Annotated in this window: 12 protein-coding genes; 6 read left to right on the plus strand and 6 right to left on the minus strand. The window is 72.0% G+C overall.

The genetic code is table 11. The features are described 5' to 3' along the window. Nucleotides 1–27: 27 nt before the first annotated feature. Nucleotides 28–1,287: an MFS transporter gene (locus V8690_RS03815; protein WP_338775882.1), complete on the minus strand. Its 1,260-nt coding sequence runs from the start codon at nt 1,285–1,287 to the stop codon at nt 28–30. Between the two features lie 208 nt (nt 1,288–1,495). Here V8690_RS03815 and V8690_RS03820 point away from each other — a divergent pair, with 208 nt between their 5' ends. Together V8690_RS03820 and V8690_RS03825 are read left to right on the plus strand one after the other, a co-directional pair. Further along, entirely contained in the window at nt 1,496–4,987 is a 3,492-nt protein-coding gene (locus V8690_RS03820; protein WP_338775883.1) for a glycosyl hydrolase, read from the plus strand. Further along, entirely contained in the window at nt 4,903–5,469 is a 567-nt protein-coding gene (locus V8690_RS03825; RefSeq protein WP_338775884.1) for a hypothetical protein, read from the plus strand. The genes V8690_RS03820 and V8690_RS03825 overlap by 85 nt, the downstream gene beginning before the upstream one ends. Before the next feature lie 221 nt (nt 5,470–5,690). Here the strand turns inward: V8690_RS03825 and V8690_RS03830 are convergent, their stop codons facing one another. The 4 genes from V8690_RS03830 to V8690_RS03845 all read right to left on the minus strand — a co-directional run bounded on the left by V8690_RS03830 (nt 5,691) and on the right by V8690_RS03845 (nt 9,261). Continuing rightward, complete coding sequence (locus V8690_RS03830; RefSeq protein ID WP_338775885.1) at nt 5,691–6,710, minus strand: LacI family DNA-binding transcriptional regulator; 1,020 nt, start codon at nt 6,708–6,710, stop codon at nt 5,691–5,693. A gap of 113 nt (nt 6,711–6,823) precedes the next feature. Then, nucleotides 6,824–6,979 carry a hypothetical protein gene (locus V8690_RS03835; protein WP_338775886.1) on the minus strand — a complete coding sequence of 52 codons (156 nt, stop codon included), beginning with the start codon at nt 6,977–6,979 and terminating at the stop codon, nt 6,824–6,826. A 488-nt stretch (nt 6,980–7,467) separates the two neighbouring features. After that, nucleotides 7,468–8,736, minus strand: coding sequence for an MFS transporter (locus tag V8690_RS03840; protein ID WP_338775887.1), 1,269 nt, complete (start codon nt 8,734–8,736; stop codon nt 7,468–7,470). A 96-nt stretch (nt 8,737–8,832) separates the two neighbouring features. After that, nucleotides 8,833–9,261, minus strand: a complete 429-nt coding sequence (locus tag V8690_RS03845) for a helix-turn-helix domain-containing protein (RefSeq protein ID WP_338775888.1) — start codon at nt 9,259–9,261, stop codon at nt 8,833–8,835. Nucleotides 9,262–9,338: 77 nt separating this feature from the next. Between V8690_RS03845 and V8690_RS03850 the strand changes: the two genes are divergently transcribed. The 3 genes from V8690_RS03850 to V8690_RS03860 are packed head-to-tail and all read left to right on the plus strand — an operon-like array spanning nt 9,339 to nt 12,070. Further along, a complete protein-coding gene (locus V8690_RS03850; protein WP_338775889.1) occupies nt 9,339–10,199 on the plus strand; it encodes a class I SAM-dependent methyltransferase in 861 nt (286 codons plus the stop codon). A gap of 51 nt (nt 10,200–10,250) precedes the next feature. Beyond that, a complete protein-coding gene (locus V8690_RS03855; protein ID WP_338775890.1) occupies nt 10,251–10,961 on the plus strand; it encodes a ThuA domain-containing protein in 711 nt (236 codons plus the stop codon). Next, entirely contained in the window at nt 10,931–12,070 is a 1,140-nt protein-coding gene (locus V8690_RS03860) for a Gfo/Idh/MocA family oxidoreductase (protein WP_338775891.1), read from the plus strand. Before V8690_RS03855 ends, V8690_RS03860 begins: the two co-directional genes overlap by 31 nt. Nucleotides 12,071–12,090: 20 nt before the next feature. Here the strand turns inward: V8690_RS03860 and V8690_RS03865 are convergent, their stop codons facing one another. Continuing rightward, the gene (locus V8690_RS03865; RefSeq protein WP_338775893.1) at nt 12,091–13,569 is read right to left on the minus strand and encodes a glutamate--cysteine ligase; all 1,479 of its coding nucleotides are present in this window, start codon (nt 13,567–13,569) and stop codon (nt 12,091–12,093) included. A gap of 163 nt (nt 13,570–13,732) precedes the next feature. Here V8690_RS03865 and V8690_RS03870 point away from each other — a divergent pair, with 163 nt between their 5' ends. Then, nucleotides 13,733–14,902: an MFS transporter gene (locus V8690_RS03870; protein WP_338775894.1), complete on the plus strand. Its 1,170-nt coding sequence runs from the start codon at nt 13,733–13,735 to the stop codon at nt 14,900–14,902. Nucleotides 14,903–14,982: the final 80 nt, after the last annotated feature.

The raw sequence follows: 14,982 nt of genomic DNA on the forward strand, positions 1-14,982 counted from the left end.
GGTGCTCCTTGTCGGGTCTGCTGCGGCTCAGGTGCTGGGGACTCGCAGGTCCGCTCTGTCCTGCGCCGCGCCGGTGGAACGGGGGACCAGGACGCGGATGATGAACACGCCCGCGAACGCGGCCACCGTCATGCAGGCGGTGATCGTCCAGAGCAGGACGGACGGGCTGTAGTCGGCCAGGGCGGGAGTGAAGAACGCGGCGACCGCGAAGACCCCCCGGGAGAGGGCGTAGGTGAAACCCTGGGTGGTGCCGCGAGTGTCCGCGGGCAGCGTGAGCTGCGACCACACCTTGTAGTTCGCCTCTCCGGCGAAGGCGTTGGAGAGTTGGTAGAGCACGAAGAAGACGAGCATGCCGACGAGCGCGCCCGCGGTCAGGGACGCGATGACGAAGGCGAGGATCTGCACCACGGCGGCCACGTGGAACAGCCGGTCCCGCCAGGGGCTGTCGGCGACGCGGACGAAGGCGAAGGTGAGCAGCACGCCGATCGGGATGAAGGCCAGGTTGATTCCGGTGGCCAGGCTCTGTGAGGCGTCGCTGACGGTGACGAGGAGATAGGTGCCGAACTGGCCGAAGGTGTTGGCCCCGAGGCCCCAGGTGACGTAGAAGACGAACGTCGCGGTCATCGGCAGCAGCGCGGCGCGCGTCCAGATGTTCTTCAGGGAGCTGCGGCTGGGGGCGGCCGCCGTCTCCTCCTTCGTGTCCTGTTCGGCGGACAGCTTCAGGCGGGAGCGCAGGGCCCAGGTGACGAGCGCGGCGACGGCGAGTTGTCCGGTGATGAGCCGGGCCCCGGTCATGCCCGTGGTGGACAGGACGAAGCCGAGGAAGATGGCGACGGCGATGCCCAGCATCCACATGACCTGTGTGAAGGCGACGAGCCGTCCCCGGGCCCAGGAGGGCGCGGCGTCCGAGACCACGGCCAGGGACGTCGGCAGGTCGGCGCCGGCCGCGAGTCCCGCGACGAGGACGCCGATCAGCAGCGTGATGTCGTCGGGCGCCAGCGTGATGACGATCGCCCCGAGGGCGAAGCAGAAGATGTCCCAGTTGTAGACGCGGCGGCGGCCGAAGAGGTCGGCGAGCCGGCCGCCGACGAGGGATCCGACGGCGATGCAGCCGGTGACGATCGCGCTGATCGCACCCGCCATCCACACGCCCATGTCGTAACTGTCGCGGTAGATGGCCAGGTTGACGGAGATGCTGACGATCAGCCCGGCGTCGAGATAGGAGGCCATGCCCGACAGGGCGGCGGCCTTCCAGAGCGGTTTGGGGATGGGGCGGGTACCGGCCATGATGCGACTCCGTCGTCTGGTGACATCGCGGTTCCGGGGGCCTGGTCGCAGCGAATATAGGGCGAGAAAAACGTTGCAACAAGGTGTCGCGCAGACATCGGCTGCCGCGTGTCGGCTCACGCCGTGCCGTCCTCGGTTATGGCATGACCGTTCGAGGTCGCCTACGGTGAAGGTGACCTAAAAACGTTTTAGGGGAAGGACCGCGTCCGTGATCTCCCCCGCGCTCCGGCAGCTGTTCGATGATCCGCCCCGCGATTTCGGCCCCGCTCCCCTGTGGTGGTGGTCGGGTGCGAAGGTCACCCGCGAGCGACTCGCCTGGCAGATGCGGGCGTTCGCCGAGGGCGGTGTCCACAACCTCGTCGTGATCAACCTGGCCCCGGCCGGCCCGACGTTCGGCGCCCGGGCCGACGATCCGGCGTGGTTCGGCGAGGAGTGGTGGGCTCGCTTCACCGACGCCTGCGAGATCGCCGCGGAGTTGGGCACCCGCCTGTGGTTCTACGACCAGATCGGGTTCTCCGGCGCCAATGTGCAGGGCGGTGTGACACGGCGTCATCCCAAGGCCAGGGGCTGTGCGCTGCGCTGCCGCGAGGTCACCGTCTCCCGCGGCACGGTCGCCCTGCGGGATGCCGAGACCCCACTGGCCGCGTACACCGCGCGCGGCAGGCGCCTGGACCTTGCCATGGACGGCCCGGGCACCCTGGCCGTCGCCGCCGCCGACGGAACCGGCGTACAGCTCGTCACCACCGTGCCGACGGCGTTCGACTACCTGGACCCGCACGCCGTCGGCCTGTTGATGGACGCCGTGCACCACGAGTACGACCGCCGTGTGCCCGAGCACCTGGGCACCGTCATCGCGGGCAGCTTCCAGGACGAACTGCCGGGCACGAACGCCTGGAGCCACCGCTTCGCCGACGAGTTCCGCACCCGGCGGGGCTACGACCTGCTCGACCACCTGTCGGCCCTGTTCGGCACGGACGCCACCGTGCCGAAGACGAAGATCCGCGCCGACTACTACGCGGTCCGCGCGGAACTCACCGAAGAGGCCCTCTTCCGGCCGCTGGCCGCATGGCACCGCGAGCGCGGGATGCTGCTGGGCAGCGACCAGAGCCACCCCGCCCGTGCCGGACACCCGGTCCAGTCGACGCAGATCTACACCGACTACTTCCGCACCCACCGCTGGTACGGCGCCGCGGGCAGCGACCACCACGGCGACGCCAAGGTGCACTCCTCCATGGCCCACCTCTACGGCCACGAGCGCGTGTGGATCGAGGCGTTCCACTCCTCCGGCTGGGGCGGCACGCTGGAGGACACCTACCACTGGCTGCTGCCGTTCCTGCGCAGCGGCGCCAACCTGTACAACCCGCACGCCAGTTACTTCGGAACGGCGGGCGGCTGGTTCGAGTGGGCCCCGCCGTCCACCGACTGGCGCCAGCCGTACTGGAGGCAGTACCCGGCGTTCTCCCGGGCCGTGGCCCGGATCTGCTCGATCATGTCCTGGGGCAGCTACGCGGCCGACGTGGCGGTCCTGCACCCGACCGCGACCATGCAGGCCCTCGTCCCGCTGGACGCGCCCGTGCAGCACTTCGGCGACGGCCGGCTGGGCGACGGCCACGCCGACGCCGACCAGACGCAGCGCCACTACCTGGACCTGTGCGGCACGAACAACTGGCTCGCTCCGCACCCCGGCGCCCTGGACCGGCGCGGCGTCTCCTTCGACGTCGTCGACGACGACTCGGTGCAGCGCGCCAAGGCCGCCGACGGCGCCCTGCGGATCAGGGACCTGGCGTACCGCGCGGTGCTGCTGCCGTCGGCGAGCGTGCTGGAGGAGGAGACGGCACGGCGGCTGACCGAACTGCTCGACGCGGGTGGCCGCGTCGTCGTCGTGGGCCGTCCGCCGGCGACGGCCGCCGGCCGGTTGGGCGACGACTCGGTGGTGGCGGCCCTGCTGGCGCATCCCCGGCTGGAGCGGGTGCGCGACCCGGAGTCCGGCGCGGCGGCCGTGGCCGACGCGGCCGGTCACGCCACGGGCGACGTGCCGTTGCTCGTCAGGCGGACGGGCAACGAGGCGGTGGCGCTGGTCACGGCGGCCTTCCCCGAGATCGGCGCGCATCCGCTGCGGACCGGCGCCTCCCCGTCGGGCGATGCCCTCGCCACCACGTCCGTCACCGTGCGGACCGCGGTCGCCGAGGCCGAGGTCTGGAATCCGGCGACCGGCTCCCGCTCCCCCGCGCACGTCACCGTCTCCGCCGACGGCGGCGTCTCGACCATCGACGTGCCGCTGGACGGCGCCCCCGCGGCTCTGGTGGTGTGGCGCGAAGGCCGGCCGACGGCCACGCGTCGTCCTCAACGGCAGACGCCCGCCCAGGAGGTCGACGTCTCGACCGGCTGGCACGGCCGGCTGGTCCCCACCATGGACAACACCTGGGGCGATCTGGCCCTGCCTCCGGGTTCGCCGGTGGACGAGCCGCAGATCTGGAGCATGGAGTGGACCGAGGGCGGGACGTGGGAGCGGACCCGGGTCACGTACGGCAACCGGGTCCGCGTCCTGCCGCCGGTGCCGCTCGGTCAGGTGCCCGAGCCGCTGGACACCGCGTCGGTGGAGCGGATCCTGGCCGGTGAACTGCCCCTCGTGCCACCCGACGCGGGCTGGGACGTCGCCGTGCACTCGTCGAGCCGGGGCATCCCGGACCCGGGCGGGCTGCTGGGCCTCAAGGGGCTGGTGAACGAGGAGTTCGTCCGCGTGCCGGTGCCGGGAGGCGGAACGGCCGCCCGGGTCCGGGCGATCGTGGAGACCGGCCACCGGGGGCCCGCCGAACTGCACGTCGGCGCGGAGTGCGTCAAGCGGGTGTGGTGGAACGGCGAGCCGCTGGAGCCGAGCGGCGGCGGCTACCTGGCCTCCGCCCGGGTCACGGTGGCCCGGGACCGCAACGTGCTCGAGTACGAACTGTCCGACGCCCAGAGCCGCCCCTCGACGATCTCGGCCGCCGACGACACGCCCCTGGGCAGCTTCTTCTGTCTGTCGGAGCCGGGCGGGCTCGGGCGGCGTCCGCGGTTCATGCGGCCACCGGACGGGGTGCGGCCGGACGGCCGCGTCACCTATCGGGCGCGGCTCCGGGTGCCGGGCGACGACGCACGGACCGTACTCGTCGTCGGTGCCGCCTCGGCGGTCACCGTGCTGCTCGACGGGGACGTCGTGGCCCGGCAGGAGAAGGTGGAGTACTACGAGGCGGACTGGGGCGCCGTGCCGATGTTCTTCCGGCACGAACCCGCGCTCGGGGCGGGTGAGCACACCCTGGAGGTCGTGGCCGACAGCGCCGACGCCCGGGACGCGGTGTTCGTCGACCTGGTGGTGCGTTCCGGGGACGGGGTGACGGCCCTGGTCAGCGGCGCCGGCTGGGAGGCCGAGTCGGGCGGCCGGCGGGGCGGACCGTCGAGGACGAGCGCAGGCGGGGCGAGTTGCAGCACTGCCACGCCGTGGTACGGCCGCACCCGCTGCCGGACACCGGGTGGCTCACCGGCCGGCCGGTGCTCGGCGGCACCGTATGGCCGTCGCGGTCCACCGACGACGTCCACGCGGCGCCGCAGCGCTTCCGGTTCACCGTGCCGGCGGGAACGGTGTCCCTCGACCTGCCGCTGGCGCTCCGCGCGAGCGTGCGCGTCGGGGACGGACCGGAACTGCCCCTGGACGACGAGCAGCTGACGCTCCGTCGACCACACTCGGCGCCCACGCCGGTCGAGGTGGTCACGGAACCCACGGCGGTCCTGCGGGGCGGCTCCGCCTGGCGGGGGCCGGTGCGCGTGCGTGCCGTACCGGCGCCGCTGCCCCTGGGGGACTGGCGGGAGCTGGGGCTGGGCGGTTGGAGCGGAGGCGTGACATACGCGCGGGCGCTGGAGGTGCCCTCGGGGCCCGACCCCGTGCTGGATCTCGGGCGGGTGCGGGGCAGCGTGGAGGTGTCGGTCGACGGGGAGCCGGCCGGTGAGGCGTTCTGCGCGCCGTACCGCTTCCCGTTGCGCGGTGCCGCCGGGCGTACCGTCCGGCTGGAGGTGACCGTCCGGGGCACGCTGGCGCCGTATCTCGCGGAGGCCACGCCCACGGCCTGGGCCTTCGACTCCCAGGCGTCGTCGGGGTTGTGGGGACCGATCACGCTGCGGATCCCGCCCTGGCCGGAGGGCGGGGGCTAGGGCCTGTCGTTCGGATCAGGCCGCAGGAAACTGACGGTGGTGGTCGATGCCGGTGAGCGGGGTCTGGTGCGTGCAGCTGCAAGGCGGAGGAGGGCGTCGACGCGATGGGGGTCCCCCCTGCTCGAGCGGAGTCGAGAGCTTGGGGGAGTCGGCAACCGACGACAACGCGGCAGATGCGCGTGCCAGACCCCGCGTCTGCGGCGTGATCCAAACGACAGGCCCTAGTCGCCGGCGGCCGGTCGGGTGGAGTCGCGCAGGACGAGGCCGGGGGCGAAGACGCGGGTCTCGTGGACGTGGTCCGCGCGGGCCTCGATCTCGTCGAGGAGCATCTCCACGGCCGCCCGGCCGAGGTCCTCGACCGGCTGCCGGACCGTCGTGAGGGTGGTGGCGCCGAAGCTCGCGATGTCGAGATCGCCGTAGCCGACCACCTGTACGTCCTCGGGGATGCGCACGCCCCGGTCGGTCAGTCCGCGGCACAGGCCCGCCGCGAGGAAGTCGTTGGTGCAGAAGATGCCGTCGGGCAGTTCCCCGAGGTCGTGCGCGATCTGCGTGCCGTACGCGACGGTCATGCGCTCGGCGACGACCTGGTCCAGCCGGGCCTCACGTCGGCTGCGCACGGCCTGCCGGGCGCCCTGGTAGCGGTCGGCGCACTGGCGTATCCCGCGCTCGCCGTTGACGACGAGGACGTCGCGTGCCCCGCGGTCGAGGAGGTGCTGTACGGCGATCCGGCCGCCGGCGATGTCGTCGACGGAGGCCGAACAGCCCTCCCGGTCGGGCATCGCGCGGTCGGCCAGGACGAGCGGGATGCCCCGCTCACGGAGCCGGGCGAGCCGGCCCGGGTCGGCGCTGAGCGGCACGACGACGACGCCGACGGCCCGCTGCTCGACGAGCATGCTGAAGTAGCCCTGCTCCCGCTCCGGGGCGTCCCCGCTGTGGCACAGGACGAGGGAGTAGCCGTGGTCGTAGGCCGCGTCCGCGGCGCCCCGGGCGATGCGCGCGTAGAAGGAGTTGGTCACGTCGGGCAGCACCAGGCCGATGGCCGAGGCGCGCCCGGTGCGCAGGCCGGCGGCTCCCGGGTGGGGGACGTAGTCGAGCGCGGCGACGGCGACGCGGACGCGCTCGGCGGTCTGTGCGTTGACGCGCTCGGGCCGGTTGAGCACGTTCGACACCGTGGACACCGAGACGCCGGCGGCGGCCGCGACGTCCTGGATGCGGGCGGGGCGTGCCGGAATGGCGTCCACCCCCTCGCTTCGCAGCCGTGCGACCAGGCACGACGGTGTCCTTCATGGGCGCCGCAAGTATAACGTGACCGGGCGTGGAACGTTTTTCCCGCCCGGTCGTCGTTGGCTCCGGGTCAGGCGGAGGGCGCGCCGGTGAGGACTTCCACCCGGCCGGTGTCGAGCGAGTAGTGGGCGCTGACGACGGCCAGGTCGCCCTTCTTCACGAGCGGGGCGAGGACCCGGTTGGTCCGCAGCCCGGCGGCGGTCTGCTTGGTGTGGATGCGGACCATCGCGTCGACCGGGTCGGTGTGCTTCGCCCGGGTGGTTTCCCGGTAGGCCGGCCGCGGGGCGCCCCGGTCGGATGGGGATCACTCCAGGAGCGCGTGCTCGGGTCAGGCCGGGAACTCACGCTTCCACCAGTCGCCGTCTGTCCCGAACTCGGCATCTGCGAGGCCGGCCTGCGCCGGACGCGCTTCTTGGGGGCGCGGGGAACTGCGCGACCAGCCACAGCTCACCCGCACACGACCACCACCGGCCGCCCCTACGGTGCTCAGTGTTGCGCGGCGGCGGGGGCTTACCACGGCGCTGGGGACTTGCGCGGCGGGAACCTGCGCGGCACCGGGCTCGTACGACACCGGAGGCTTACGCAGCACTCGGTACTCACCCGGCGGCGGGAACCTGCGCGGCACCGAAAGCCTGCCCCGCCGAGGGCTTGCGCGGCGCCGGGTGCTCAGCAGGCGGGGGATCTGCCCCGGCGTGAAACGGCACACGCCGCCCGTCAGGCCTGGGCCGTGCCCGTCGTCGCCGTGCTCGGTGCCTGTGGCCCGTTGCTGCCGAAGCGGACCCCCTTGGCCTCCTTGCCGATCGCGCTCAGCAGGATCACCACGGCCAGGGTGGGCACGATGGTCCACGCCATCGCCGACGGATACCCGTGGCGCTCGGCGAGGGCCTCCTGGATCGGCAGGTTGAGCGCGGCGATCAGGTTGCCGAGCTGGTAGGTGACGCCCGGGTAGAAGCCCCGGACGGCGTCCGGACTCATCTCGGTGAGATGCGCCGGGATGACGCCCCAGGCTCCCTGTACGCACACCTGCATCAGGAAGGACGACAGCATCAGCCAGCCGACGGTCGTGGACAGCACGAAGAACGGCACCACTACCAGGCCCCCGGCCGCCGCGATCATGATCGTCCGGCGGCGGCCCAGCCGCTCGGAGTACGCACCGAGCAGCACTCCGCCGATCATGGCGCCGATGTTGTAGACCACGGCGATCGCGATCGAGGTGTTCGCGGACAGGTCCAGGCCCTTCTTCACGAAGGTCGGGTAGATGTCCTGGGTGCCGTGCGACATCCAGTTGAAGGCGGTCATCAGCGCGACCAGGTAGACGAAGCGCCGCAGTACCGCCGGGTCCTTGAACACCTGGTGCGCGGGGGTGCGGTTGAGCCGGACGCTCTTCTCCCACACCTCGCTCTCCTTGACCCGGCTGCGCACCCACAGCGCGACCAGGGCGGGCAGCAGGCTGAAGGCGAACAGTCCCCGCCAGCCGAAGAAGGGCTCGATGACGAAGAACGCCACGGCGGCCAGCAGGTACCCCAGCGAGTAGCCGCTCTGCAACAGCCCCGACCAGAAGCCGCGCCTGGAGGCCGGGATCTTCTCCATGGCCAGGGCCGCTCCCAGGCCCCACTCACCGCCCATGCCGATGCCGTACAGCAGGCGCAGCACCAGCAGCACGGTGTAGTTCGGCGCGAAGGCGCAGGCGAATCCGACGATCGAGTAGAAGACGACATCGACCATGAGCGGGACGCGGCGGCCGCGGCGGTCCGCCCACAGGCCGAACAGCAGCGCGCCGACGGGCCGCATCACCAGTGTCGCGGTGGTGAGGAAGGCCATGTCGGTCAGGGAGACATGGAAATCGTCGGCTATCTCGCTGTAGACGAGCACGACCAGGAAATAGTCGAACGCGTCCATCGCCCAGCCGAGATAGGCGGCCAGGAAGGCGTTGCGCTGGTCTTTCGTCAGACCCGCTGCCTGCCCTTTCACGGTCTTCAGCACTGCGGCCTCCCAAAGTTCGCAGCCGAGGCTAGGCACGGAACACCGGGAATCGGGCAAAGCACGAACCACGATTGGCCCAAGAGCGCCGACGGCCCCCTACCTGCCGGGAACGCGCCTTCCCGGGGCCGCGACGCCGCCGGACGCCGCGGCGTCGAGGAGGCGGCGGAAGGTGGGGCATTCCATGTGGCTCGGCGCGGGGCACGCGGCGGCATGGCGCAGGGAGTCGCGCAGTACGCCCAGTTCGCGGATCCGGTGGTCGAGTTCGTCCGCCTTGACCGCCAGCATCTGCCGGTCGATACGCGGCTGTCCGTCCGGCGCGAACATCTGCGCGATCTCGTCGAGCGAGAACCCCGCCGTCCGCCCCAGCGCGATCAGCGCCAGCCGCTCCAGTACGCCGGGGTCGTACTGGCGGCGCAGGCCTCGCCGGCCCGTCGAGGAGATCAGCCCTTTCTCCTCGTAGTAGCGCAGGGTCGACGCCGGAACCCCGGCGCGGTGCGACACTTCGGCGATGTCCAGCTCTGTCATTGCCTTGACCTCAAGTCGACTTGAAGTACAACGCTGTCATCCCGGTAGGACGTAGGCAACCAGAAGGAGAGACAGCCATGGACGCTGCGCGCAGGAACGACGACGAGCAGGCAGCGCGCTGGAAAGGGCGCGCCGGTCATGCCTGGGGCGAGCTGAAGGGAGTGCTGGACGAGATGTTCAGGCCCTTCGAGGAGCTCCTCGTCGATGCCGTCGCCGCCGAACAGGCCAGGCATGTGCTCGATGTCGGCTGCGGCACGGGCGGCATCACGCTGGCCGTCGCGCGACGGCTCGGCCCGGCGGGTCGCTGTGCCGGCATCGACATCTCCGATCCGATGATCAGCACCGCCCGGGAGTACGCGGAACAGGAGGACGTACCGGCGTCGTTCGTCTGCGACGACGCTCAGGACCACGCCTTCGAACCCGGCACCTTCGACGCCGTCATCTCGCGGTTCGGCGTCATGTTCTTCCGCGATTCGGTCCGGGCCTTCGCCAACCTCCGACGCGCCGCCAGGGACGACGCCGCGCTTCGGTTCGTCGTCTGGCGCGACCCGGCCGAGAACCCGTTCATGACGACGGCCCAGCGCGCCGCGGCACCGCTGCTCCCGGACCTGCCCGTCCGCCGTCCGGACGAACCGGGACAGTTCGCCTTCGCGGACCCGGACAAGGTGCGGCGCATCCTGACGGAGAGCGGCTGGGACGGCATCGACATCCGGCCGGTCGACGTGGTCTGCACCCTGCCCGAGAAGGAACTGGTCCCTTACTTCACCCGGCTCGGTCCGCTCGGCATGTACCTGCCCGAGGTGGACGAGCAGACCCGCGGACGGGTCGTCGAGACGGTCCACGCCGCCTTCGAGCCCTTCGTGCACGGCTCGGACGTCCGCTTCACCGCGGCCTGTTGGACGGTCGGCGCCCGGGCCTCGGCAGCGAAAATTTCGTGAGGCCCGGCCCTCTTTCGTGAGCGCGGACGCCCTGCGCATAGTGAGATCACGATGACGCTGAAGAACGCCCTGGTGGTCCGAGGCGGCTGGGAAGGGCACCAGCCGGTCGAGGCGACGGAACTGTTCCTGCCCTTCCTGCGGAGCAACGGATACGCCGTCCGGGTCGAGGAGTCGACCGATGTCTACGCCGACGCCGCCGAGATGGCCCGGACCGACCTGATCGTGCAGTGCGTCACGATGTCGGAGATCACGCGCGAGCAGCTCGCGGGGCTGAGTTCGGCGGTCGTGGCCGGCACCGGGTTCACCGGCTGGCACGGCGGTATCGCCGACTCGTTCCGCGCCTCCTCCGACTATCTCCACCTGGTGGGAGGGCAGTTCGCCACGCATCCAGGTAAGGAGCCGTGCGAACGCCGGGGCGGCCCGGAGGACAACTTCCTGCCGCACACCATCACCCTCACCGAGGCCGGCCGCGAGCACCCCGTCACCGCAGGCATCGAGGACTTCGAGCTGCACACCGAGCAGTACTGGGTGCTCCACGACGGCCTCATCGACGTCCTGGCCACCACCACGCACCCCACCCGGCCGTGGGAGCCCTGGCACCGGCCGGTCACCTCACCGGCGGTCTGGACCCGCCGGTGGGGCGCCGGGCGGATCGTGGTGACGACGCCGGGGCACAGCGTCGAGGTGCTCGAGAACCCCCAGGTCCGCACCATCATCGAGAGGGGCATGCTGTGGGCGACGCGCACCGCATCGGCGTCGTAGGGCTCGGCGTCATCTCCCGCGCGTACCTGGACACGCTCGCCGGCCGTTCCGCCGTGCGCGTGACCGCGGTCGCCGACCTCGACGCCTCCCGGTCGGCAGCGGTGGCCGCCGAACTGCCCGGCGTCCGGGCGCTGACCGTCGAGGAGCTGCTGAGCAGCCCGGACGTGGACACGGTGCTGAACCTCACCACCCCCGGGGCGCACGCCGCGATCGCCCTCGGGGCCATCGGCCACGGCAAGCACGTCTACGGGGAGAAGCCGCTCGCCGCCACGCTCGCCGACGCGCACGCCGTCATGGCGGCCGCCGCACAGGCGGGCGTCGGTGTCGGGTGCGCGCCGGACACCGTGCTCGGCACGGGGGTTCAGACGGCGCGGGCGGCCCTGGCGGCGGGGCGTACAGGGCGCCCCCTGTTCGCGTCGGCCGTGATGGTCACCCCGGGCCACGAACGCTGGCACCCGCACCCCGACTTCTACTACACCGAGGGCGGCGGCCCCCTGCTGGACATGGGGCCGTACTACCTCGCATCCCTTGTGCACCTGCTGGGTCCGGTGCGGGCCGTGACGGGGGCGTCCAGCAGGCTGCGCGCCGAGCGGGTCATCGGTTCCGGTCCGCGTACGGGAGAGCGGATACCGGTGGAGGTGGACAGCCATGTCTCCGGTGTGCTGGAGCACGTGGGCGGCACGCTGACGACGATCACGACGAGTTTCGACGGGGTGGCCACCACGGCGTCCCCGATCGAGGTCCACGGCGAGGTGGGGACCCTCGCCGTCCCGGATCCGAACCGCTTCGACGGCGACGTACGGCTCTTCGAACTCGGCGACACACAGTGGCGCACGCTCCCGCCGTCCGCGGGCTACGTCGACGCCGCGCGGGGTGTCGGGCTGCTCGACTTCATCGCCGCCGACGGGCAGCGGGCGCCACGCGCGAACGGCGAACTCGCCCTGCACGTGGTGGAGACGATGACCGCGCTCCTGCGGTCGTCGGCCGAGGGACGGCGGATCGAGCTGACGACGTCGGCGGAGCCGCCCGCCCCCGTCCCGCTGACGGCCGCCGAGGAGTGGGGCGGCGCCGACGAATGGGGCGGCCGGGCCGCACCCAGCCCCGCGTGACCCGGCGGTGTCACGGCGGGTCAGTCCACGGGCCAGGTGTGCGCGGGCGCGTTCATGTGCATGTAGTCCATGTACGTCGTGGTCATCTGCCGCAGGGCCTCGCGCCGGTCAAAGACGCCGGCCTTCTCCAGATGATGAACCGTCTCCGCCTGCCACAGGGCGCCGTTGCGGGCGGTGACACAGCGCTGCTCCACGATGCCCAGCAGGGGTTCGCGCCAGGCCGCGTCCATGCCGGCCAGCTCCAGCCCCCGGTGGGCCAGCGGCAGCAGGCGCCTCAACACCAGCTCCGTGACCGGCACTTCACCCGTGCCGGGCCAGTACAGGCGGGCGTCGATGCCGTCGCGGGCCGCGGTGTGCAGGTTCTCCTCGGCGACCGAGAAGGACATCCGCGTCCAGAGCGGCCGGTCCTCGTCGACGAGCGCGCGGGTGAGGCCGTAGTAGAAGGCGCCGTTGGCGATGATGTCGGCCACGGTGGGGCCGGCGGGCAGCACCCGGTTCTCGATGCGCAGATGCGGGCCGCTGTCGGTGACGGCGTAGACGGGGCGGTTCCAGCGGTAGATCGTGCCGTTGTGCAGGGTCAGTTCGCCCAGCTGCGGAACGCCGCCGCGGTCGAGCGTCTGCTGCGGGTCCTCGTCGTCGCACAGCGGCAGCAGGGCCGGGAAGTAGCGCACGTTCTCCTCGAAGAGATCGAAGACGCTGGTGATCCACCGCTCCCCGAACCACACCCGCGGCCGCACACCCTGGGCCTTGATCTCGTCGGGGCGGGTGTCGGTGGCCTGCTCGAACAGGGGGATACGGGTCTCGCGCCACAGCTCCTTGCCGAACAGGAAGGGCGAGTTCGCCGCGAGGGCGATCTGTACGCCGGCGATGGCCTGGGCCGCGTTCCAGTAGTCCGCGAACTGCTTGGGTGCGACCTGGAGATGGAACTGGGTGCTGGTGCAGGCGGCCTCGGGAGTGATGGTGTCGGCGTATGTCGACAGGCGCTCCGCACCGTCGACCTGGATCCGCAGGTCCTCTCCCCGCGCCGCGAAGATCTGCTCGTTGAGCAGCCGGTACCTCGGGTCACCGGAGAGGGCGGCCTCACTGACGTCCGCCTCCTCCAAAGTGGGCAGGATGCCGACCATGATCAGGTGCGCGCCGACGGCCGAGGCGCGGTCCTCGGCGTGGTTCAGGGCATCCCGGATCGTCTGCTCCCAGGCCCCGGGGCCGCCGGTCGTCAGCTCCCGCGGCGGGATGTCGATCTCCAGGTTGAAGCGGCCCAGCTCGCTCGACCAGGCGGGGTCGGCGATCGCCTGGAGCACGTCGGTGTTGCGCATCGCGGGCAGCCCGTGGTCGTCCACCAGGTTGAGCTCGATCTCCAGCCCGACCCGGGGGCGCTCGCTCTCGAAGCTGGACTCGCGCAGCATCCGGGCCAGCACTTCGAGGTCGGTCTGCATCTTGGCCCGGTACCGCCGGCGGTCCTCCCGTGTGAACACCAGGGCCGGCACGTCACGTCCCATGTACGCTCCCGAGTTCCCTCGGCGGATGGCTCTCGTCCCAGCGTCGCACCTTCTCGTCACGGCGGCGCACCTTGTCATCCCGGCTGCGCACCTTGTCGTAGTGCCGGCGCCCGCCTAGCCTGATTTTGTGCCGCAAATAAACAAACCCCGAACGCACAGTGCCGTGCCGGGCAACGGCAACTCCCTCTCCCGACTCCGCACCGCGATCACCGTCTTCTTCGCCCTCGACGGCTTCGTCTTCGCCGGCTGGGTCGTGCGCATCCCCGCCATCAAGGAACAGACCGACGCCTCCGCCAGCGCCCTCGGCCTGGCCCTCCTGGGCGTCTCCGCCGGGGCCGTCGTCACCATGGTGCTCACCGGCCGCCTGTGCCGCCGCTACGGCAACCACCGGGTCACCGTCGCCTGCGCCGTCCTGCTCTCGCTCAGCGTCGCCCTGCCCCCGCTGACCCACTCGGCCCTCGCTCTCGGCCTCGTCCTGCTGGTCTTCGGCGCCGCGTACGGCGGGATCAACGTCGCCTTCAACAGCGCCGCCGTGGACCTGGTGGCCGCGATGCGGCGGCCGATCATGCCGAGCTTCCACGCCGCGTTCAGCCTGGGCGGCATGATCGGGGCGGGGCTGGGCGCCCTGGTCGCGGGGTCCCTCTCCCCCACCCGGCACCTGCTGCTGCTCACCGTCGTCGGACTGCTCGTGACCGCCGTGGCGGGCCCGACGCTCCTGCGGCACGAGCCCCCGGTACCGCCCGAGCGGGAGCGTCCCGCCGAGGGCGCCCCGCGCCGCCTGGACGGCCGGACCCGGGGACTCGTGCTCGTCTTCGGCCTCATCGCCGGGTGCACCGCGTACGGGGAGGGGGCACTGGCCGACTGGGGCGCCCTGCACCTCGAAGAGGACCTGGACGCCTCGCCGGGTGCCGCGGCCATCGGCTACTCCTGCTTCGCGCTCGCCATGACGGTGGGCCGCCTGACCGGCACGACGCTCCTGGAGCGTCTGGGGCGGACCCGGACCGTCGTGGTCGGCGGTGCCACGGCGGCGGCCGGGATGCTGCTCGGCTCGCTCGCCCCCGCCCTGTGGGCGGCCCTGCTCGGATACGCGGTCACGGGCATCGGCCTCGCGAACCTCTTCCCCGTGGCCGTGGAACGCGCGGGCGCGCTCGCCGGCCCCAGCGGAGTCGCCACGGCCTCCACGCTGGGCTACGGCGGCATGCTGCTGGGACCGCCCGCCATCGGGTTCATGGCGGACTGGTTCTCCCTCCCGACCGCGCTCACCAGCGTGGCGATCCTCGCCGCCGTGGCCGCGCTCATCGGTTTCGCGACGCGCCGCGCCGCGGAGCGCTGATCCGGCGCACCGGGCCGACGGCGTCCAGGCGTCAAGCGGCGCGCAGGGAGTTGACGGACACCGTGGAGCCGAAAAATTCC

This window comes from Streptomyces sp. DG1A-41, assembly GCF_037055355.1.
In the GTDB taxonomy this organism is placed as follows: domain Bacteria; phylum Actinomycetota; class Actinomycetes; order Streptomycetales; family Streptomycetaceae; genus Streptomyces.